Raw genomic sequence first — 22,396 nt, forward strand, 5'->3', positions numbered from 1 at the left:
GATAATAATATAAATTTTATTAATAATCAAAAAATTATTGATTAGCACACTCTGGGCATTTCATAATTTTTCTTGCTGTTTTTGAGTTTGAAGCTAAATCATTACCATTAATTTCTTTATTACAACTTGAACAATGTAATACTTTTCTTTTTTTCATATCTCAATCTCCTTTATTTTTTTTATTAATGCTTAAAATTATAGCATCATTAATAAAAAATGCTTTTTTGATGAAAACAAAAAGGTAGTTATGTCACTCATCAATTAATAATTTTTATAAAATTTGATAATTAATAACTATTATAATATTTTTTTCTTATTATTTATGTTGAAAATAAACTCTAAAAATATTATTAATTATTTATTAAAAATTGGTTTAATACTATTTTCAACCAATATTTTAAGTTATTAATAATTATTTTATGACTTATTTACTATTAAATATTCATAAAATAGAGCCAAACGCCATGATAATATGTGGTAAAGCATTAATATAAGTTCATGTTGACTTATAATCTACATCTTTGCCAACAAATAAACCAATAACTATTATAACTGAAAGAAATGATATAAATAGTGCTCATAGTCTTGATCATAATCCAGGTTTAACTGAAAATGGTATTAGAATATAAATAATACCTATTATAACTAATGTAGCTCCATTTTCATTTCAGCCATAGAAACTATAAGTTATAACTCCCGCTGCATACAATAAACTAAAAACAATAATTCATACAGCACCAATTAGCATTAATATTTTAGGTAAAGTTAATAACTTAAGACTTTTCATTTTTTTCCTCCTTAAATATTTTTTACATTAATTGTGATTTTAGTATTTTTTTAATATTATTAATATCATCAATTGTAACATTTTCTTTTGTCCTATTAATTAAAAACCCTTTTTCACGAATATATTTTGGAATAATATGAACATGATAATGAAACACTTCTTGAAATGCTTCGCTACCATTATTAGTTAAAATATTAAATCCTTTAATTTCGGGAATAGTTTTTATTAGCAAATTAGCAATTTTATGAGTTGTGATACTAACATCACTCACTATTTTGGGTGTAGTATCAATAAAAGTTTCAAAATGCTGCTTTGGAATTACTAGAATGTGTCCTTTAGTTACGGGATTGATATCCATGAATGCTGCTGTATTTGTATCTTCAAAAATTAAGTTATTTGTATCTTTAATAATTGTACAAAAAATGCATGCTTTATTTGTCATATATTTCACCTCAACTTACTTTATAAGTATAACTTAAAATATTAAGTATTATTATGGATAAAACTCTTTTACCTTATTTCAAAATCCTTCTTCATATATATTATTTTTTGGAATATATGTTGGAAATAAATTTTGAGCAGCGATTTTAAAGTTTTCAGCTACTGGTGAATCTTTAGTTGCAGAATCACTAGCAGATATAGAATATAACATTTGTCAAAATATATTTCACTTTGTTTCTTGGGTAATAGTGCTTTCGTTAGCATCACCCCTTATATACTTAGAGAAATCTGTCTCAAGACTAGCATTACCACTATTGTTTCATGAATGAATTAAATTACTAATTTCTGGAACTCAGCCTTTGTTTTTATTATTTAAAAAACTAAAATCTAAATTTTGTAAAAGGTTTAGGAAATAAATAGGAGCAGAGTAAGTAAATGTAGCAATATTATTATTCGTAGTGTAATGTAATCCACCATTAGTTACTCAACTTGCAGCTTCTTGGGTAGTAGTAGCAGTACTTAAGAAACCATTAGCACCAAAATTAGGATCAATTTCACTAATAGTTGAGGCATTACCGCTTGTTAATTGAGTAAAAAAATCAGAATTTAAAGTTTTTTCTTTTCCTGAATCATCATTTTTAACAATCGACTCTCACTTTGGAGATTCAGAAGGACTACTATTTCATTTTTGATCAATGCTTTGCGCATTTGCTAAATCAGTAGTAAAGTTTCAATTTACATTATAGTTACTCTTTTGTCAACCAGTAGTATCTTGTAATTGACTTATGTAAAGGTTATTTGTTTGGGTTGAAATTATAGGTTTACCTGCTTCATTATCTTTAATATCAACAATATTGTCTAAAATATAAGACATTGTAAATAAAGTTTGATTTAATTCTGGTAAAATTTGATATTGATAATATTGTTGATAACGAAAACGTAATCATCATTGGAAACGTTTTAAATATTTTGAATAAGTTGGAATATCAGTACCAGAAAGACCTTTTTGTGTTTTATTAATACCAGCACTACTATTTCATTTTTTAGCATCATTTGGTAATAATTTACCAATTTCATTACTATAATTGTCATCTGGATGTTTAGCAATGGCAGCTAATTGTTCATCAAAAGCAGCATCTTTATCACCATAATCTTTATATAAACTATCAGGAGTAAATATTTGATCAGGATCATTAACTTTATCAGTATCTTTATTTTTTTCTTTATAAAATTCTACATTTTGATAATTAAATTTACTTGTACCATCCTGATGTCAACTTTGATTTTGAAATAATAACTCATTATTATCTGCTGCTGATACTTTATCTAGTGAATTAGCTGTATTAATACCACTTAAGTACTTTTGAGTTAATAAATTTAATCCTAAATCATCTTTAAGTTTTATAAAAGCTTTATTGGCTTCTCCCATTGTAGTAGTACCATCTGCATTTTTTGTGTCTTCACTATAATGAAGTTTCTTATGAAAAAATTCATAAAATTTTTGCTGAGCAATTGTTCCTTCAACATCTTTTAAAATAAAATCAAAACCTTGTGAATAAGTATTCTTAAACTGAGCAGAAATCGTTTCATTAAAGTTTACTCCTAAAAAATTAAATAATACACGATTTTTATAATCATCAGGAATTTTACCACTAGGTAAATTACTCATATCACGTTCATTATCACAAGCAACTAATAATAATACAGGGCCAGATAAAAGAGTAACTGAAGTTAATAATGGTAAAATCTTTTTTATCTTTTTCATTTTTTATACCTCCCGTCTAAGAACTAATGATACTTGGATCATATCATCATAATGTTCGTTTCCCAACAACATCTAGATAATTAGCAATATTAGTATCCATACGAGCAACTGGTGCATCTTGTGTAAAGCCATCTCATGTATTATTAGTTTTTATAATATTATCCTTAAATGTTGCATTAATATTAATACCTTGTCTATTGTTTCAACGATTTTCTTTAGTTTTATCAAATCAACTTTTCATTTTTTCAACAAAGTCATTAATTTTCTTATCAGTTGGATCAAGAGGACTTGAACCAAATATATCCTGTAAATTTCAATGAATTAAACTTGAGTTATTATTAAAGTATAAATTATAATCTCATCAAGTTGCATCACCAAGGCTACCAGTACCTCCAGTAAAGGCTGTTAATGCATCATTTAAATTAAAAGTAGGAGTTGTATTTGGAGTATATTTTTGTAGTAAAAAACCAGTTTGTAAATAATCAAGATAAGGAGAATCAGATAATCCACCTGGACGCTCAGATAACGGTGCTAAGTCTTTTCACTGATAAGTATCTTTTCTATGATTTTTAAATGTTTTAATTATATTATAAGTTGATTCATCGCTTTTAGGTTTGTCTTGCTGTTGATATGTGATACCTGGCGCTTGAATAAAATGAATACCACCAGTATCAATAAAAATGCCAACTCCAGGTCCATTATTAACTGCAGCATCAGGAAGTTGTGGTCCTTTTATATCTTTCATATAAACTAAATCATTATATTGACTAGTACCATCTTTACCTTTATCTTTAATACTATCGCGGTCTATATAAGGAATTAAGTCATCTAAACCCTTTTCCTTGTCAGTTGGTGAAGTAAATTCTGTTAATTTATATAGTTGAATACCATCAACATTTTTACCAACACCTTCAGCACTAGTTACATAACGATATAAGTAATAATAAAAAGGACTATTCTCTTGTGAAGATTTAGTAATATCCATTAATCCTAAATCACCAGTTTTACTAACATCAGTAATAGCGGCCCCTTTTTCTTCGGTGAATGTTTGATCGAAACCATTGGTTCTAATATTGTTTAAAATTTCATTAATTTTAGTTTTATTTTGAGAAAACTGAGAAGCATTAATCTTTTCTTGTAAAGGTTTAGCAGTAGAGTCAAAAGGAATAACAATTTGACGAGTTCAAATTAATTCTTGATTTCTTAACATTACTTTAGCTATTTTAGATTGATTATCACTTAATAAGCCATCAATAGTATTGTATGAATCTGTTTCATAATTACTATCATTCTTATCATCACTAGTTTTTACAACAGGAAGACTAATATTAACACCAGTTCATGTTTTAGCAATTTTGACATTATCGTTTAATTTTGCAATAGCATCTAATTCTGAATTATTAGCATTAGCAACAATTCAAATTTTGCTAGAATATTTACCAAGGGCGATACTACCTGCTTTACCATTAATGTATTCTTGTACACTATCATAAGTACCATTTGGATTGTTTTTGCTCTTTACTTGTTCTCATAAATCCTTTAATCAAATATTAATTTCATTTTGATTGTAGTATTTATAATCCTTATAATTACTAGTAACATAACTACGTTGAATAATACCTAAAGCACTCTTTTTTAAAATATTATCAATGTAAGTATTAACATCATCATCGCCCAATACTTTCTTTCATTGTTTTTCTCATGAACGACCATATTTTGCTTGTAATGATTTTATTTTATTTTCCATTTCAGATTGAGCTGCTGTCAAAGCAGCAAGATAATCATCTTTATATTCTGGAGTATTTTTTAAAATTGAAAGATTAATATATTGATTAATATCAGTATATAATGTTTTACCTCATCCACTATTGTTTCATGAATGAATTAAATTACTAATTTCTGGAACTCAGCCTTTGTTTTTATTATTTAAAAAACTAAAATCTAAATTTTGTAAAAGGTTTAGGAAATAAATAGGAGCAGAGTAAGTAAATGTAGCAATATTATTATTCGTAGTGTAATGTAATCCACCATTAGTTACTCAACTTGCAGCTTCTTGGGTAGTAGTAGCAGTACTTAAGAAACCATTAGCACCAAAATTAGGATCAATTTCACTAATAGTTGAGGCATTACCGCTTGTTAATTGAGTAAAAAAATCAGAATTTAAAGTTTTTTCTTTTCCTGAATCATCATTTTTAACAATCGACTCTCACTTTGGAGATTCAGAAGGACTACTATTTCATTTTTGATCAATGCTTTGCGCATTTGCTAAATCAGTAGTAAAGTTTCAATTTACATTATAGTTACTCTTTTGTCAACCAGTAGTATCTTGTAATTGACTTATGTAAAGGTTATTTGTTTGGGTTGAAATTATAGGTTTACCTGCTTCATTATCTTTAATATCAACAATATTGTCTAAAATATAAGACATTGTAAATAAAGTTTGATTTAATTCTGGTAAAATTTGATATTGATAATATTGTTGATAACGAAAACGTAATCATCATTGGAAACGTTTTAAATATTTTGAATAAGTTGGAATATCAGTACCAGAAAGACCTTTTTGTGTTTTATTAATACCAGCACTACTATTTCATTTTTTAGCATCATTTGGTAATAATTTACCAATTTCATTACTATAATTGTCATCTGGATGTTTAGCAATGGCAGCTAATTGTTCATCAAAAGCAGCATCTTTATCACCATAATCTTTATATAAACTATCAGGAGTAAATATTTGATCAGGATCATTAACTTTATCAGTATCTTTATTTTTTTCTTTATAAAATTCTACATTTTGATAATTAAATTTACTTGTACCATCCTGATGTCAACTTTGATTTTGAAATAATAACTCATTATTATCTGCTGCTGATACTTTATCTAGTGAATTAGCTGTATTAATACCACTTAAGTACTTTTGAGTTAATAAATTTAATCCTAAATCATCTTTAAGTTTTATAAAAGCTTTATTGGCTTCTCCCATTGTAGTAGTACCATCTGCATTTTTTGTGTCTTCACTATAATGAAGTTTCTTATGAAAAAATTCATAAAATTTTTGCTGAGCAATTGTTCCTTCAACATCTTTTAAAATAAAATCAAAACCTTGTGAATAAGTATTCTTAAACTGAGCAGAAATCGTTTCATTAAAGTTTACTCCTAAAAAATTAAATAATACACGATTTTTATAATCATCAGGAATTTTACCACTAGGTAAATTACTCATATCACGTTCATTATCACAAGCAACTAATAATAATACAGGGCCAGATAAAAGAGTAACTGAAGTTAATAATGGTAAAATCTTTTTTATCTTTTTCATTTTTTATACCTCCCGTCTAAGAACTAATGATACTTGGATCATATCATCATAATGTTCGTTTCCCAACAACATCTAGATAATTAGCAATATTAGTATCCATACGAGCAACTGGTGCATCTTGTGTAAAGCCATCTCATGTATTATTAGTTTTTATAATATTATCCTTAAATGTTGCATTAATATTAATACCTTGTCTATTGTTTCAACGATTTTCTTTAGTTTTATCAAATCAACTTTTCATTTTTTCAACAAAGTCATTAATTTTCTTATCAGTTGGATCAAGAGGACTTGAACCAAATATATCCTGTAAATTTCAATGAATTAAACTTGAGTTATTATTAAAGTATAAATTATAATCTCATCAAGTTGCATCACCAAGGCTACCAGTACCTCCAGTAAAGGCTGTTAATGCATCATTTAAATTAAAAGTAGGAGTTGTATTTGGAGTATATTTTTGTAGTAAAAAACCAGTTTGTAAATAATCAAGATAAGGAGAATCAGATAATCCACCTGGACGCTCAGATAACGGTGCTAAGTCTTTTCACTGATAAGTATCTTTTCTATGATTTTTAAATGTTTTAATTATATTATAAGTTGATTCATCGCTTTTAGGTTTGTCTTGCTGTTGATATGTGATACCTGGCGCTTGAATAAAATGAATACCACCAGTATCAATAAAAATGCCAACTCCAGGTCCATTATTAACTGCAGCATCAGGAAGTTGTGGTCCTTTTATATCTTTCATATAAACTAAATCATTATATTGACTAGTACCATCTTTACCTTTATCTTTAATACTATCGCGGTCTATATAAGGAATTAAGTCATCTAAACCCTTTTCCTTGTCAGTTGGTGAAGTAAATTCTGTTAATTTATATAGTTGAATACCATCAACATTTTTACCAACACCTTCAGCACTAGTTACATAACGATATAAGTAATAATAAAAAGGACTATTCTCTTGTGAAGATTTAGTAATATCCATTAATCCTAAATCACCAGTTTTACTAACATCAGTAATAGCGGCCCCTTTTTCTTCGGTGAATGTTTGATCGAAACCATTGGTTCTAATATTGTTTAAAATTTCATTAATTTTAGTTTTATTTTGAGAAAACTGAGAAGCATTAATCTTTTCTTGTAAAGGTTTAGCAGTAGAGTCAAAAGGAATAACAATTTGACGAGTTCAAATTAATTCTTGATTTCTTAACATTACTTTAGCTATTTTAGATTGATTATCACTTAATAAGCCATCAATAGTATTGTATGAATCTGTTTCATAATTACTATCATTCTTATCATCACTAGTTTTTACAACAGGAAGACTAATATTAACACCAGTTCATGTTTTAGCAATTTTGACATTATCGTTTAATTTTGCAATAGCATCTAATTCTGAATTATTAGCATTAGCAACAATTCAAATTTTGCTAGAATATTTACCAAGGGCGATACTACCTGCTTTACCATTAATGTATTCTTGTACACTATCATAAGTACCATTTGGATTGTTTTTGCTCTTTACTTGTTCTCATAAATCCTTTAATCAAATATTAATTTCATTTTGATTGTAGTATTTATAATCCTTATAATTACTAGTAACATAACTACGTTGAATAATACCTAAAGCACTCTTTTTTAAAATATTATCAATGTAAGTATTAACATCATCATCGCCCAATACTTTCTTTCATTGTTTTTCTCATGAACGACCATATTTTGCTTGTAATGATTTTATTTTATTTTCCATTTCAGATTGAGCTGCTGTCAAAGCAGCAAGATAATCATCTTTATATTCTGGAGTATTTTTTAAAATTGAAAGATTAATATATTGATTAATATCAGTATATAATGTTTTACCTCATCCACTGTTGGGATTATTTAATAAATAATTAAAAAAGGTGTCAGTCGTAGTACTTGTATCTATAAAAGCACTATTTCAGTCGAAAACATTAGTTGTGCCTCTTTCATTTGAATTATTACAAGCTATAATAGACATAGTTGATGTTGATGATAACGTGAAAGCTGCAACTAAGGCAAGAATATTGCGCACTTTATTCACTCCTTTTAATTAAATCTATAGCAAAAAAAGATTTTTTAATTTATTTTACTAAGATATCTTAACATAAAATTTATATTTAAGGGATAGTTTTTTCTAATTAATTTTAAAATGAAATAACTAATTACCAATTATTTATTTTAAAAAATTTAAAATATTATTTTTTTTAAATATTATTACTTTATAGTGCACAAATAATATTTTATTCATTTTTTAATTTTAAGAAAATTAGCACAAAATTAAGTGTATAATCATTAGTATAAGTATATTATATTTGGTGTAATGATATAGGAGTAAATATGAATAAAAAAATAAACATTAATGATAATACCTTTAAAACTGATTTTCCCTTTTTTAAAAATAATCCTGATTTAGTTTATTTAGATACAGCCGCTTCTTCACTAAAACCACAAATAGTTATTGATGCTGTTAGCGATTATTATGAAAAATATTGTATTAATCCACATAGTCAAGATTATCAACTTGCTGTTAAGGGAAATGATATATTTGAAGATACTAGAAAAACAATTAGTAAATTTATTAATAGTAACGAAAACGAAATAGTTTTTTGTCCTTCAGCAACTTTTGCTTATAATCAAATTGCTTTTGGCTTAGAAAAATATTTACAAGAAAATGATGAAATTTTATTAACCACTTTAGAACATAGCTCATTACTCTTACCATTTTATCGTTTGATACAAACTAAAAAAATTAAAATAAAATTTATTGAAACAAATAAACAAGGATTCATTACTGTTGAAAGTTTAAAAAAAGTTTTAACACCTAAAACCAGAATAGTTGCTTTTGCAAATATTAATAACTCTTTAGCAATAGAAAATGATACTGAAACATTAACTAATTTTATTAAAGAATATGGTAAAAAAAATGTTAAAAGTGATAATTGAATTTTTAAAAATATTTTAGTAATAATAGATGGTGCACAATCAATAGGACATATAAAAACTGATGTTAAAAATTGAAATATTGATTTTTTTGGATTTTCTGGTCATAAAGTTTTTGGTCCAACTGGAATCGGTGTCTTTTGAGGAAAAAACGAATGATTAAATATGCTAGATCCACTAATATTGGGTGGAGGCATGAATGGTGATATTTATGAAAATGGGAAATTTAACTTATTAAATAGTCCTTATCGTTTTGAAGGTGGAACACAAAATATTGCGGGTGTATTTGGGCTAGGTGCAGCTATTAAGTATTTATTAAACATTGGTATTGAAAATATTAGAAATCATGAAATTTTACTAAAAAAATACGCAATTGAACAATTAACAGCGCATTTAGGAAATAATATTGAAATTTATAATATTGATGGCAATAGTAGTAACATAATATTTAATATTAAAAAAGTATTTGCACAAGATGTTGCTAATTTTTTAGGAACACAAAATATATGCGTACGCAGTGGAACTTATTGTGCTAAATTATTACCTAATATAATTAACGCTGAAGTAACAATTCGTCTTAGTTTTTACATATATAATTGTAAAAAAGATATTGACTTATTAGTAATATCTTTAAAAAAAGGGATTAATGAAGGAGGAGATTTTTTAAATGAATTCTTTTAATAACAATCAAGACTATTATCGCAAACTAATTGTTGAACACTATAGTAATCCAAAAAATAAAGGTTTTAAAAATTTACCAAATAGTTTGACATATCATCAAAACAATGAATCATGTGTTGATAATTTTCATGTTGAAATTTCTATTAAAAATAAAGTTATTAATAGCGCACGCTTTACTGGAATTGGGTGTGCTATTTCAACTGCAGCAACCGATCTTTTTTGTATTTTAATTGAAGGTAAAACAATATCACAAATAAAAGAAATTATTATTAATTATCAAGCAATGTTATCAGAAAAGCAATTTAATGATAAAATAATTGAAAATATGATTGCTTTTAAAAATGTACCAAGACAGCGTAATCGAATTAAATGTGCCCTTATTGGTATTAATGGTATTAATAAAATAATTGAGAAAGAATGTGAAAAAAATGGAAATGGAAATTAAGGATAAAATTAGTTTAAGAACCATTTATTTAAAAAAATTAAAAAATGTTTCTAAAAATAATTATCAAAAGTGAAATAAAATTATTTTCAATAAATTTAATGAATCACATTATTTTAAACAAAATAATGTATTTGCTCTTTATAATTCCTTACCATATGAAGTAGAAACTAAAGAAATTATTGAATTATTATGAAAAAATCTAAAACAAGTTTGTTTACCAAGAATGAATGGTGAACATTTGGAATTTTACTTTATTAATAGTTGAAACGATATCGTATTTGATAATGATTTTAAAATTGGACAACCAAGTTTAAATTGCCAAAAAGTTATAGGAAGTCAAATTGATTGTATGTTAGTACCATTAATTGCCTTTGATAAAGATTATTACCGTATTGGTTATGGTAAAGGTTTTTACGACCGTTATTTATCTAAAAATAAATTTAACTTTAGTAAAATAGGACTTGGTTTTGATATTCAAAAAATTCCTTATATAATTAATCACGATAATTGAGATATACCATTAGACTATATTTTTACTAATTAATATTTTAATCTAAAATTAAATACTGGATAGGTTACACTTTATTGGACACTAATTACGTAGACAAGTGAACAAATTAGTTAAAAGAAAGGAACTATAATTATGGCCAATATTAACTCATATACCGATGAATTTAAAAAACAAATAGTAGCTTTATATCAAAGCGGTAAGTCAGTGTCTTGTCTTGCTAAAGAGTACAATGTTACAAGAGCAGCTACTTATAATTGAATTAAGCAATTTACTAATTCAGGCAGTTTTAAAACTAAAGATAATCGTTCTATTGAAGAAAATGAATTAATTAAATTAAGAAAAGAATTAAAACAGTTACGAATGGAAAATGATATTTTAAAGCAAGCAGCACTAATAATAGGCAGAAAATAGAAATTATTGCTAAAAATAAAGTTAAATATAAAATTCGCACAATGTGTCGTTTTTTAAAACTTTCTAAATCAACATATTATTTTAATTTAAAGGAAAAAGAAAGAAAACAAAATAATATTTATGATGAAGCTGTTATTAGTGCTTTTAAAGAAAATAAAGAAGTTTATGGAACAAGAAGATTAAAAGTTGTTCTAAAAGAAAAGAATATTTATTTGTCACGCAGAAAAATTAAAGAAATTATGAATAAACATAATTTAATATCAAAATACACTAAATTATCATTCAAAAATCATCATAATAAAGTCAACGATAGTCAAATAACCAATATCGTTAATAGAAACTTTAATAATAGGCTTAAAAATGAAGTTATTGTTAGTGATTTAACTTATGTTCAAGTTAATGGTAAATGAAACTATATTTGCCTATTAATTGACCTATTTAACCGCGAAATTATTGGACATAGTGTAGGTACTAAAAAAGATGCATCATTAGTACATCAAGCATTTATGCACTCAAATCGTTGTTTAAAAGATATTCAAATATTTCATAGTGATCGCGGTAATGAATTTAATAATAAAATTATTGATAAACTTTTACTAGCATTCAATATTAATCGCTCTTTAAGCAAAAAAGGTTGTCCTTATGATAACGCTGTTGCTGAAGCAACTTTTAAAACTTTCAAAATTGAATTTATTAATGATAAAAATTTTACATCATTAATCCAATTAAAATTAGAATTATTTGATTACATCAACTGATATAACAACATAAGAATTCACAGCACTTTAAACTACTTAACTCCAGTTAATTATCAAAAATAAATGTCTACCAAAAAATAGTCCTAAAAAGGGTTGCCATTCCAAATATTTATTTTAAATTACCGTTTTAAGTATAAAATAAAGAAAAATATTAAAAAAAATTAGTGATATTGTTACAAATAACATTCATTTCTTTAAAAACAAACAAGTTGCTAACAAATTTAATATTCTAATAATCTTTAAATTTAAAATCAATTAATAATTTCTCATTCTAATGTTTAGAAATTCATAAAATTAATATTATTAATTTTAACTTCAAGATTAAATATAATGTTATAATATTTTTATGTATTATTAAATTATACAAAAGAAAGAGGAATTAACTTATTATGAGTACAATTATTAAAAATGAAGAAAATGAATCAAATGTTCAACAATTTCAAGTTGGTGACATTATTACCGTAACTCCAACTGGAATAAAGGAATTTGGAGTTTTTTGTAAGTGTCCAAATGGATTTTCTGGTTTAATTCACATTAGTCGTATTACCCCTAAATTTGTTAAAAATGTTAGTGATTATTTTACAATTGGTACATCAGTTAAAGCAGAAATAACAGGTATTGATCATACTAAACAACAATTAAGTTTAAGTACAAAAGAACAAGGATTAGTGGCAAAGAATAATTCTTCAATTGAAGAAAATGGTAAAGGATTTGCACCAATAAGAGAAACTGTTGATAATTGATTTAAAAAAGAAGAAAATAATTAAAATACTATTTTTCTTCCAAATAATAAAAAATATTGCTATTTAATGGCAATATTTTTTATTTTTTTCTTGCAATCTAAAATTTTTACAACTATATTTTTATTATAAATATTAAATAGTATTATTACGAATTAATATTTTAATTTTAAATACTATAAGGAGGTTATAGAATAGTGATAAAAACTAATTTAAAGTTTACTAATTTAGATATGAAAGAATTATCAACTTTATATCAAGAAAAAGTAACGGCGATTAACGCCGAACTGGAAAGTAATGCTAAAAATGAAAATGGTTGATTAGGATGAATTGATTTTCCATTTGCATACCAAAAAGACATTACTTTTCAAGAGTCTTGAAAGCGAATGAAAACTCTAGCATTGAAACTACAAAAAGAAATACAAGTTTTAGTAGTAATTGGTATTGGTGGATCATATTTAGGTGCTAGAGCAGGAATTGATATGGTGCAAGGTTTATTTAATAATACTGCTCCTGTTAAAGTAATTTATATGGGTAATACTATGAGTTCAACTTATGTTCACCAAGTTTTATCATATTTAAAAGATAAAGAATTTGCCATTAATGTTATTTCTAAATCAGGAACTACTACTGAACCAGCAATTGCCTTTCGTTTGTTAAAAGAACTATTAATTAAACAAAAGAAAAATAAGAATATTGTTAATAACAGAATTATCGCTACTACTGATAAAACAAGAGGAGTACTCCATGATTTGGCAAAAGAAGAAGGATATGAAAGCTTTGTTATCCCCGATAATATCGGTGGTAGATACTCTGTTTTAACTCCTGTTGGTATTTTTCCGATGATGGTAGCAGGAATTAACTGTGAAGAAATTATTGCTAGTGCACAATTAGCAGCAAAAGAATGTAAAAGTGATAAAATTGATGTTAATAATGCTTATTTATATGCAGTTTCTCGCTATCATTTACATAAAACTAATAATAAAGCAGTTGAAATTTTAGTAAGCTATGAATTACAAATGCAAATGTTATGTGAATGATGAAAACAATTATTTGGTGAATCAGAAGGTAAGGATGGCAAAGGATTATTACCAGCTAGTGTTGTTTTTTCAACTGATTTACATTCAATGGGCCAATTTATTCAAGAAGGTTCAAAAATGTTTTTTGAAACAGTAATAAAAATCAAAAAACCTAATGAAGATATCAAAATTCCACTTGATAAAGAAAACAATGATCAATTAAACTATTTAACAAAACATTCTTTACATGAAATTAATAATATTGCCTTACAAGGAACTATTGAAGCTCATAGTGATGAAATAGTAGGAAAAACTCCAAATATTTTATTAGAATGGGATACAATGGATAGCAAAATGTTTGGTTATGCTAGTTATTTCTTTATGAAGGCTTGTGCTGTTAGTGCAAAATTATTAGGTGTTGACCCATTTAACCAACCTGGTGTTGAAGTATACAAAAAGAAAATGTTTACATTATTAGGTAAAAAATAATTTCCTAATAATAAATTTAATAAAACATTAAAATATAGTTATATAAAAACCATTCTGAAAAGAATGGTTTTTATATAATTTACTTAGTTGTTTTTCACTTATTAATTTACAATATTATATTATGACATTTTTTTGCAAATAATAATCTAAATAAATGTAATTATAAGTTAAGTTGTATTTTAAATGATGGTAAATGATATATACCAGTACTAGTTGATGGTGCATTTATAAAATCAAATTGATTTATTTCATTTACCATTTTTTGTTCTTGTTCTTTAATTAAAAAACTTTCTACTATATGCTTAGTTATTTGTTCTTGAATAGAATATTGTACTTTTTCTTCAGAAAAACCTTGATTAATACATTCAATAAAAATGAAAGATAATTTTTCATTTATTTCATTATTCTTAATAATCTCTTGATAAACATCATTAAATTCATTATTTAATAATTTTATATTTAATATTAATAAATCTTCATAACTCATATTTATAAAATTTAAATTAAATTCAAATTTTTCAAAAATATTTATTATTAATTGTTGATTTTCAAGTTCTTGATACTCACTTTCTGATTGGATTACTTTACTAGCCATCTTTTAATCTTCCTTTTCTAATATTTTAATTTAATAAAACCTAATATAGATTAATTTCTATATTAGGTATAAACATTTATTAAATTATTTTATTATTTTATCATAATTTCTATTCTAAATATAAAAATTATTAAATAATATGGATAAAATTTATTATTTATATAAATTTATTTTATTTAAAACTCTACTTTAATTAAATAACATCCTTAACAATAGTAATGCCATTTTTAAGCATTGAATATCATGCATATTGATTTAAAATATGAGCTGGATGCTCTGGTTGATCATAAGTATTTGTCATTGTCATTGGAACAATAACATTTACTTCTTTATTGTGCTGATTAAATCAAGTTTTACAACTAATAGCAAATTGATAAATACAAATATCAGTACAACAACCAACAATAATAATGTTATCCCATTGTAAATTTGGCTTAAAATCAAAAGCAAAAAAACCATTAGTACTATTTTTTTTAATAATCTTAATATTGTCAAATTTTAATTCTTCTACTAACTCTGATTCAATAGTATTTTCCAAACAATGACTAGGAAAAGTATGGAATTCGGGACTATGTTCATTATGAGCATCATTAAAAGCAATAACTTTGGTTTCATTAGTATTTACTTTTGCTAATAAATTTTTAATTGGTTTAATAATTGAATTAATATTAGGTGAAAATAAATTTCCTTTTTTAGCAAAGCCATTAACCATATCAACAATAAATATAATATTATGACCTTTTAAAGTTTTAAAATCTAAATTAACTGTTTTATCCAAAGTTTTATTTATCATTTCAATAAATGAATCATTATTTTTCATTATTCACCTCTATTTTTTAAAAATTAATCGTTTAATAATAAATCAAATTATACTACAGCCAGAACAAATTGGCATTAAGAAAATAGTAAAAATAATTCCTACTTTTAAAAAGAAAATATCTACTGTTATTCCTTGACTACTTTGATAGGTTAAACTATCAATTACACCATTTATATAAATAAAATTAAATCCATTAAAAATATCTATTTTAATACTTAATAACATAATTAACCCTAATAATAAAAATATAAAACCAGAAAAAAATAAAATAGTAATTATTTTTTCATCAAGAGGTAATTTTTTTCATCAATTTTTAGTTATCATTATTATCACCTATTTTTTTTAATTATATCATTGTTATATTACTGCTATAAAATAAATAAAAAAATTCTTACTTTAATGTGAAAAATAAGAATTTTTTAAAATTAATAAATTGCTATTTTTACTTTTTTACTACTTTTAAATAACAACTGTATCCAAAAATAATAATACTTGTAAACAATAAGATTGGAGTAGCAATAACCGATAAGATTAATCCTATTTGTAACTGTGCTGCTGTACCTGTTAAAGTTGCAGTTCCACCTAATGCAGCAACTGCAATTTTTAATTTATCAAAATAATCAGTTAATGACATAGTAACACCAAAATTAGTTATACTACCCTTAATAAAATCTCCAATAGTTCAAGGATGAGAATTTCTTAAAATTCAAAACCCATCATGACTTTCGGCCACTTTAGCTCCTAGAGGTTTAACTGTTCAAGATACTGTTCCAATTAAAATTAATCCTAAAATCATTACTATTAACATAGTTATAAATACGTAAAAACTAATTTTATCTAACTTTGATAATTTTTTTCAAATTTTTTGCATAAATTTTCCCTTTCTTTTAATATAAATATGTCTCAAAAAAATTGTAGCAAACTCTAAAAAAATATTATATTTAAAATATATAAAAACTGAAAATAGGTATAAAATAGTAATATTTAACATAAAATTACTTTTTTTGGTTTTTTCTCTTAAGTTTTCTTTTAAAAAATAATTAAAAATAAAATAATTTTACATTATCTTTAAAAAATAATTGTAAATGTGAAAAATATCTATTATAATGATTAAGGTTTTTTAAGAATAAATAATTCTAATAAAACAAAAAATAAGGAGTATTAGCTCAGCTGGGAGAGCAATTGCCTTACAAGCAATAGGTCGGCGGTTCAAGTCCGTCATACTCCACCATTTACCTGCTGATGTGGCTCAATCCGGCAGAGCAACGGTTTTGTAAACCGTAGGTTGCAGGTTCGATTCCTGTCATCAGCACCATTATTATTTATGGAGGGGTAGCAAAGTGGCCAACTGCACCTGGCTGTAAACCAGATCTCTTCGAGTTCGGGGGTTCGACTCCCTCCCCCTCCACCATATTACTTATTGGGGTGTAGCCAAGCGGTAAGGCAACGGCCTTTGACGCCGTCATGCGTTGGTTCAAATCCAACCACCTCAGCCATATATTTTATTAATTTGTCCTCGTAGCTCAGCGGTAGAGCACTCGGCTTTTAACCGAGGTGTCGCAAGTTCGATCCTTGCCGGGGACACCATTTGATGCCCAGGTGGTGAAATGGCAGACACGTCGGGCTTAAGATCCGATGACTTTTACAGGTTGTGCGAGTTCGAGTCTCGCTCTGGGCACCATTTTATATATTTATTAATGACGAGGAAGTATTCCTCATTTTTTATAAATAAGTAAACTATATTTTGCCCAGATGGCGAAATGGCAGACGCAGTAGACTCAAAATCTACCGAGAAATCATGCGGGTTCGAGTCCCGCTCTGGGCACCACTAATATTAAATTATTAGTATAAAAAGGTATTCTTAAAAGAATACCTTTTTATTTTTATAACATTAAATATTATTAAACTGATAATCGACGTTCTGAAGATGGTTGTTTAATAGGCAAACGTTCTTCAGAATTTAATGTTGCTATATTAAGTGGTTTAGGATCAGGTATTTCAACAACATGAGAAGTTGACATGACTGATTGTGTTTCCTCTCCATTATTAATTTTTTCTGGATTAAAAGATTTATTTAATAATGAAGTATTATCATCACTATCTTCAGAACTTGATGATGATGGCGAAGATGTACTGCTAGAAACATTTTCATAAGTATCTTCTTCATCAAAATTATTAACATCCGCACATCAATTTTCATATAATTCCATTCCAGTATTTATTAATAAACCAGTACCAACTGTTGCAAGACCAGCTATTGTTTCTCAAAAAGCAATTGATCTTTTTTTATAAAATGGTTGATCATCATCATTATTATTTGGATTACTTAATTCATGATATGCAAAAAGACTAACACCAGTAATTGCACTAGCAATAGTTATTGGTGCTAATAAACTTGCTGCTGTATTACCTATTTTTTGTCATATATTACGTTGTTGATTTATTACATTTTCTTCATTATTAGGTGCACAACATTCTGATATTTTTTTACTGATTGTCACTATGTGATTTAAACTTGAAGCTGCTGCTGCTGTAATAAAAGCATATGTAACAGGTAATGTATCTGGATTGGGTGTTGGTCAGTTAAGTCAAGCTACTGCTAGTGGTAATAATGGTGCTGTTGCAAAACTTACTCCTGTTAATAAATTATTAATCCTTACATTATTAATATTTCGATATCTTAATATTAAATTAGTTAACGAAATTTTTGAATTAACTGCGCCTTCCACCATAAAACATAATGCTGGTACTAGTGATAATACTCCATCTTGATATAATAAATAGTTACCCCCAGTTACCATTGAATTACCAATAGTAAGTAATACATCTCTTATAGTAGGTGCTACCCTATTTCTATTATTAGTTGATATTAAATCATTTGGTAATAATTGTTCTGTAGAAGAATAACTTCTTGCTGGTGATGAATCCATATTTTTCATCCTTTCTAAAAAATAATTTAAAGTAATAAAATTAATATAAAAACACCCATATTAAGAATTACAATCCTTAAATATGAGCTAAACTCTAGTCTTTATTTATTACTTCTTGTATTATAACCCTATATTAAATAAATGAAAGTAATATAATCATTAATATTAAAATTATGAAAAATAATTTTAAAAACTTAAATAATTAAATTAATAACACTAAAAAATAAATTTTTATTATTTCCTTATATAAGGAAAAGTTTTATTTTTTATTAATCTTTTTTAAAATTTACTCAAAACCCTTGTTTTTTTCTTATTATTTATTTTTAATAATATCATTTTATTTAATAAAATAAAATTTTGATTTTCTATATATTTTTCAATACACATTATTAATAAATAACATCGCAAAATTTTATTTACTGAAATTGGTTTTAATAAAATATTTTTTTTTGTATAATTAACTGTTATAAAGGAGGTCATTTATTAATATGAAAAAACAACGCTTAAATATCTCAAAATTAGGATTCTTACTTTCAGTAATGGGTTCGGCAGTAGGATTAGGTGGTATTTGAGGATTTCCAACTCAAATGTATAACCATCATGGTGCTTTTCTAATCACTTTTTTAATATGTATGGTAATTTGTGCAATACCAGTTTTATTTATTGAAATGACAATTGGTAATAAATATCGCAAAAATCATATTGAATTTTTTAGTGAGGTTGGAGGTAAAAAAGGTGCTTTTTTCTCTTGATTGCATTCAACAACCGTTATTTTACTAAGTACTTATTATAGTGTTTTAGTAGGATGAACTTTAATTAATATTATTATTAGTTTTACTTCTAATTTAAATAAAGGTTCTTATTTTTATCATAATATTTTACAACAAACAAATGATCAAGATATTAGCAATTTAAATAGCCTAGGTAACTTAAATTGAATGATTTTACTTGCAACAATTGGTGTATGAATTATTTTGGGTATCATTCTATTAGGTGGTGTTGAAAAAGGAATTGAAAAAGCCAATAAAATTATGATTCCATTTTTATTTTTAATGATTATTATTTTAGCAATTTATACTAGTACATTATCGGGTGCTAAACTTGGATTAAATGTAATGTTTGATTTAGATGCTAAAGAATTATTAAATCCTGGATTATGAAAAGATGCTTTTGGTCAATCATTCTTTATGTTATCAACATGTACAGGAACCATTTATATTTATGCAGCTCATGCTCCCGAAAAACAAGATAGTACTAATCAAGCTTTTGTAGTAGCCTTTGGTACTAGCGTTATTGGTATATTAACAACAATTATTGTTTTTAATTCAATAGGTGCAATTGCTCAAAATCAAGGTAAAACTGATATTAAAGATGTATTTCAAGCAGGTCCTGCTTTGATTTTCCAAGTAATACCACAATTATTTGCTATTATTAATAATCAAGTTCCTATTTTAGGAAATATTTTAGCAATATTATTTTTTGTTACACTTTTCTTTGCGGGTATGTCCTCACTAATTGGTCAAGTTGAATCAATGGTAAATGGTCTAGAATATGAAATTCATTTAAAGCGCAAACAAGCATTAGCAATATCATTATTAGGAGCAATGGCAGTATCAGTATTATTTACCTTTAGTAATTCACCAGCGCTGTTTAATGGGCTAGCAATCTGAGTAGCACAAATTTGATTACTAATAATTGGGTTTATTTTATTAATTGGTATTAGTCCATATGGCTGAAAATTATATGATACATTAAAATTATATAATAATGAAAATTCATGAATGAAATGAACAAAAGGATATAAAATAGTAATTTTAATTATCGCACCAATTTTAATTTTAATTAATATTGCTACTGGTATCTATGATTTTATTATTAATATTATCAATGCTAATTTTGTCTATGGTACAGTTGGTCTAACACTTGGTGTTGGATTAGTTTTACTTTTAACTTTTATCTTAACTTATCATAAAAATATTCATAATGGTTTTAATAAATTATTTAAAATAAAAACAAAAACTGAAAGAGGTTAAAAAACATGGATGTTGGAGCAATTATTTTAATGGTAATTTCTTTAGTAAGTATTATTGGTCTTTTTATTTTCTTTGTCATAATGGATTTTAAAAGTCATAAAAAACAAAAAAGAAAAGAAAATAACAAAGAATAATATTTTTTAAAATATTTTAGTATACTTATGATAAAGTATTATAATTAGGTTTTTTTGTAATCTGGCATCAAAATGCCAGATTACAAAACTTATTATTAAATGGTGAGTGAAATGGAAAAAAATAAATTAAAACAAATTTTATTAATTAGCAAAATAACTTTAACAATTGCTTCTTTATTTTTATTTTTAGTTTGACTAATGTTTATGACTAATAATTTTTTTCCTAAATCTCAAAACTCATTTGTTGCCAAAATTATGAATACTTCAATTCAAATTATGATTTGACCAATTACTAGTATAATTCTATTTATTTTTATTATGCCAATATGAGTTACTAATAAAAAACAAATTTTATTAGTATTTTTAACATTGTCACTAATTATCACAATATTGTGTTCAACTTTTCTTTTCAGTTTAAATATTAATAAATTCTGAATTATATGATTAATTGCTCATTTTTTTGCTATAGCTTCAATTATTTTTGTATTTTTTTCTTTAAAGAAAAACTTCTTTTATTTAAAAAGAAAAAAAATAAACATATTGAAAAAAAAGATTAAAAAATAATTTTTTTTAACTTGTTTATCAAAAGTAGTTGACTTTAATTTTAGTAATATGATATAAATACATGGTGGTTAACATAACTGCGGGTGTCGTATAATGGTATTATTACAGCCTTCCAAGCTGAAGACGTGGGTTCGATTCCCATCACCCGCTCCATTATAAAAAAATAAAAGCCGTAATTAATACGCCTTTTTTTATTTTATAATGGTTTATATTTTAGGACCTTTTTTAGTTTGTAGTACTACTGCTGTTTCTTCATCACTAGAATTACTGCAAGCACATTTATTAACTATTTCTGCTCATGAATTTACTGGATACATAACTAAAGACATTCCATTAGTTCTTTCTGGTAATGATTCTAAATATTTTATTTTATTATTTGTGCATTCTTCTAAATTAATTTTCATTAGTTATCCCCTACTTCTTTTAAAATTCGACTATTAAAAGCATCTGCTAAGAACTTATAAACTTTTACTTCAGAAATATTTTTTAAATCATAACAATTAATGATATCAGTTAATTTTAAAATCACATCATGATATTTTATAAAATAAGTTTTATTTTCAACATTTGCTCACTTTTCTAAATTCATTGCATAATAAATTATTCCATCTCTATAAAATTGTGATTTCATATTTCTCACTCCTTTAAACGATATAATAAAACAAAAAACCTAATTTAAATACAAAAATTTAAACGAGATCTATAAAAAAACCAAAATATTTTGCTCCAAAGTTCCTTTAAAACTTTAATACAATTGTAACTCATTTACAAGAAATTCCAAGTAAAATCAATAAAAAAAATTAATAACTTAAAATTAATATAAAGAGATAAATAAAGATTGCAAATGCAATCTTTATTTATAATTGTCCTGAAATTGTTTTTAAAACAAAATTTTTTATATTCACTGATTGGAACTTCAGTTTTATTTATTAAATCACTCACTTGTTTTTGTCATTTTTTAACTAAGTTTTTCATCTCTACATAGTCAGGTGTAAC

Annotated in this window: 21 protein-coding genes and 8 tRNA genes; 16 read left to right on the top strand and 13 right to left on the bottom strand. The window is 25.3% G+C overall.

The window, feature by feature from the left end; all coding sequences use genetic code 4:
* Positions 1-34: 34 nt before the first annotated feature.
* The 6 genes from AACK89_RS01215 to AACK89_RS01240 all read right to left on the bottom strand — a co-directional run bounded on the left by AACK89_RS01215 (position 35) and on the right by AACK89_RS01240 (position 8,362).
* Positions 35-157, bottom strand: coding sequence for a hypothetical protein (locus AACK89_RS01215; RefSeq protein ID WP_256468302.1), 123 nt, complete (start codon positions 155-157; stop codon positions 35-37).
* 267 nt (positions 158-424) lie between these two features.
* Entirely contained in the window at positions 425-787 is a 363-nt protein-coding gene (locus tag AACK89_RS01220; RefSeq protein WP_252318892.1) for a hypothetical protein, read from the bottom strand.
* A 22-nt stretch (positions 788-809) separates the two neighbouring features.
* Complete coding sequence (locus AACK89_RS01225; protein WP_281748311.1) at positions 810-1,229, bottom strand: HIT family protein; 420 nt, start codon at positions 1,227-1,229, stop codon at positions 810-812.
* Between the two features lie 51 nt (positions 1,230-1,280).
* Positions 1,281-2,993: a hypothetical protein gene (locus tag AACK89_RS01230; protein WP_338978754.1), complete on the bottom strand. Its 1,713-nt coding sequence runs from the start codon at positions 2,991-2,993 to the stop codon at positions 1,281-1,283.
* Positions 2,994-3,009: 16 nt separating this feature from the next.
* On the bottom strand, positions 3,010-6,312 hold the full coding sequence (locus tag AACK89_RS01235; RefSeq protein ID WP_338978757.1) for a hypothetical protein: 3,303 nt from the start codon (positions 6,310-6,312) through the stop codon (positions 3,010-3,012).
* Positions 6,313-6,328: 16 nt separating this feature from the next.
* Positions 6,329-8,362: a hypothetical protein gene (locus AACK89_RS01240; RefSeq protein WP_338978758.1), complete on the bottom strand. Its 2,034-nt coding sequence runs from the start codon at positions 8,360-8,362 to the stop codon at positions 6,329-6,331.
* Between the two features lie 305 nt (positions 8,363-8,667).
* On the opposite strand from AACK89_RS01240, the gene AACK89_RS01245 reads away from it, so the two are divergent.
* The 6 genes from AACK89_RS01245 (at position 8,668) to AACK89_RS01270 (ending at position 14,324) form a co-directional block, all read left to right on the top strand.
* The gene (locus AACK89_RS01245) at positions 8,668-9,951 is read left to right on the top strand and encodes an aminotransferase class V-fold PLP-dependent enzyme (RefSeq protein ID WP_338975993.1); all 1,284 of its coding nucleotides are present in this window, start codon (positions 8,668-8,670) and stop codon (positions 9,949-9,951) included.
* Positions 9,938-10,396, top strand: coding sequence for a Fe-S cluster assembly sulfur transfer protein SufU (gene sufU / locus AACK89_RS01250; protein WP_174481014.1), 459 nt, complete (start codon positions 9,938-9,940; stop codon positions 10,394-10,396). Before AACK89_RS01245 ends, sufU begins: the two co-directional genes overlap by 14 nt.
* Positions 10,380-10,940 (top strand): 5-formyltetrahydrofolate cyclo-ligase, encoded by a 561-nt coding sequence (locus tag AACK89_RS01255; RefSeq protein ID WP_338978760.1) that lies wholly within the window; start codon positions 10,380-10,382, stop codon positions 10,938-10,940. The genes sufU and AACK89_RS01255 overlap by 17 nt, the downstream gene beginning before the upstream one ends.
* Positions 10,941-11,039: 99 nt before the next feature.
* A protein-coding gene (locus AACK89_RS01260) for an IS3 family transposase (RefSeq protein WP_338978762.1) occupies positions 11,040-12,139 on the top strand; the annotation gives its coding sequence in 2 pieces (ribosomal slippage) (positions 11,040-11,283 and positions 11,283-12,139; 1,101 coding nt in all).
* Between the two features lie 326 nt (positions 12,140-12,465).
* Positions 12,466-12,843: a S1 RNA-binding domain-containing protein gene (locus tag AACK89_RS01265; protein ID WP_252318945.1), complete on the top strand. Its 378-nt coding sequence runs from the start codon at positions 12,466-12,468 to the stop codon at positions 12,841-12,843.
* Positions 12,844-13,013: 170 nt separating this feature from the next.
* The gene (locus AACK89_RS01270) at positions 13,014-14,324 is read left to right on the top strand and encodes a glucose-6-phosphate isomerase (RefSeq protein WP_338978765.1); all 1,311 of its coding nucleotides are present in this window, start codon (positions 13,014-13,016) and stop codon (positions 14,322-14,324) included.
* Positions 14,325-14,484: 160 nt separating this feature from the next.
* Here the strand turns inward: AACK89_RS01270 and AACK89_RS01275 are convergent, their stop codons facing one another.
* The 4 genes from AACK89_RS01275 to AACK89_RS01290 all read right to left on the bottom strand — a co-directional run bounded on the left by AACK89_RS01275 (position 14,485) and on the right by AACK89_RS01290 (position 16,610).
* Positions 14,485-14,919, bottom strand: coding sequence for a hypothetical protein (locus tag AACK89_RS01275; RefSeq protein ID WP_338978767.1), 435 nt, complete (start codon positions 14,917-14,919; stop codon positions 14,485-14,487).
* 193 nt (positions 14,920-15,112) lie between these two features.
* On the bottom strand, positions 15,113-15,739 hold the full coding sequence (locus AACK89_RS01280; protein ID WP_338962067.1) for an isochorismatase family cysteine hydrolase: 627 nt from the start codon (positions 15,737-15,739) through the stop codon (positions 15,113-15,115).
* A gap of 9 nt (positions 15,740-15,748) precedes the next feature.
* Positions 15,749-16,063 (bottom strand): hypothetical protein, encoded by a 315-nt coding sequence (locus AACK89_RS01285; RefSeq protein WP_281748332.1) that lies wholly within the window; start codon positions 16,061-16,063, stop codon positions 15,749-15,751.
* Between the two features lie 118 nt (positions 16,064-16,181).
* A complete protein-coding gene (locus AACK89_RS01290; protein ID WP_338976000.1) occupies positions 16,182-16,610 on the bottom strand; it encodes a hypothetical protein in 429 nt (142 codons plus the stop codon).
* Between the two features lie 284 nt (positions 16,611-16,894).
* Here AACK89_RS01290 and AACK89_RS01295 point away from each other — a divergent pair.
* The 7 genes from AACK89_RS01295 to AACK89_RS01325 all read left to right on the top strand — a co-directional run bounded on the left by AACK89_RS01295 (position 16,895) and on the right by AACK89_RS01325 (position 17,567).
* Positions 16,895-16,970: transfer RNA gene (locus AACK89_RS01295), tRNA-Val, on the top strand.
* Positions 16,971-16,977: 7 nt separating this feature from the next.
* Positions 16,978-17,054, top strand: a tRNA-Thr gene (locus AACK89_RS01300).
* A gap of 11 nt (positions 17,055-17,065) precedes the next feature.
* A tRNA-Tyr gene (locus AACK89_RS01305) sits at positions 17,066-17,150 on the top strand.
* A 10-nt stretch (positions 17,151-17,160) separates the two neighbouring features.
* Positions 17,161-17,235: transfer RNA gene (locus AACK89_RS01310), tRNA-Gln, on the top strand.
* A 16-nt stretch (positions 17,236-17,251) separates the two neighbouring features.
* Positions 17,252-17,326, top strand: a tRNA-Lys gene (locus tag AACK89_RS01315).
* Positions 17,327-17,332: 6 nt separating this feature from the next.
* Positions 17,333-17,420: transfer RNA gene (locus AACK89_RS01320), tRNA-Leu, on the top strand.
* A 65-nt stretch (positions 17,421-17,485) separates the two neighbouring features.
* Positions 17,486-17,567 (top strand) — tRNA-Leu (locus AACK89_RS01325).
* 73 nt (positions 17,568-17,640) lie between these two features.
* On the opposite strand, the gene AACK89_RS01330 is transcribed toward AACK89_RS01325, so the two are convergent.
* Entirely contained in the window at positions 17,641-18,669 is a 1,029-nt protein-coding gene (locus AACK89_RS01330; RefSeq protein ID WP_338976001.1) for a hypothetical protein, read from the bottom strand.
* 488 nt (positions 18,670-19,157) lie between these two features.
* Between AACK89_RS01330 and AACK89_RS01335 the strand changes: the two genes are divergently transcribed.
* The 3 genes from AACK89_RS01335 to AACK89_RS01345 all read left to right on the top strand — a co-directional run bounded on the left by AACK89_RS01335 (position 19,158) and on the right by AACK89_RS01345 (position 21,553).
* Entirely contained in the window at positions 19,158-20,702 is a 1,545-nt protein-coding gene (locus AACK89_RS01335) for a sodium-dependent transporter (RefSeq protein WP_338978769.1), read from the top strand.
* Between the two features lie 5 nt (positions 20,703-20,707).
* The gene (locus AACK89_RS01340) at positions 20,708-20,836 is read left to right on the top strand and encodes a hypothetical protein (RefSeq protein ID WP_281749467.1); all 129 of its coding nucleotides are present in this window, start codon (positions 20,708-20,710) and stop codon (positions 20,834-20,836) included.
* 643 nt (positions 20,837-21,479) lie between these two features.
* A tRNA-Gly gene (locus tag AACK89_RS01345) sits at positions 21,480-21,553 on the top strand.
* A gap of 53 nt (positions 21,554-21,606) precedes the next feature.
* Here the strand turns inward: AACK89_RS01345 and AACK89_RS01350 are convergent.
* Together AACK89_RS01350 and AACK89_RS01355 are read right to left on the bottom strand one after the other, a co-directional pair.
* Positions 21,607-21,804 carry a hypothetical protein gene (locus AACK89_RS01350; RefSeq protein WP_281749520.1) on the bottom strand — a complete coding sequence of 66 codons (198 nt, stop codon included), beginning with the start codon at positions 21,802-21,804 and terminating at the stop codon, positions 21,607-21,609.
* Positions 21,804-22,031 (bottom strand): hypothetical protein, encoded by a 228-nt coding sequence (locus AACK89_RS01355; RefSeq protein WP_174481002.1) that lies wholly within the window; start codon positions 22,029-22,031, stop codon positions 21,804-21,806. The genes AACK89_RS01350 and AACK89_RS01355 overlap by 1 nt, the downstream gene beginning before the upstream one ends.
* Positions 22,032-22,396 lie beyond the last annotated feature (365 nt).

The organism is Spiroplasma endosymbiont of Panzeria rudis, assembly GCF_964019705.1.
GTDB classification, from domain to species: domain Bacteria; phylum Bacillota_I; class Bacilli_A; order Mycoplasmatales; family VBWQ01; genus Spiroplasma_E; species Spiroplasma_E ixodetis_A.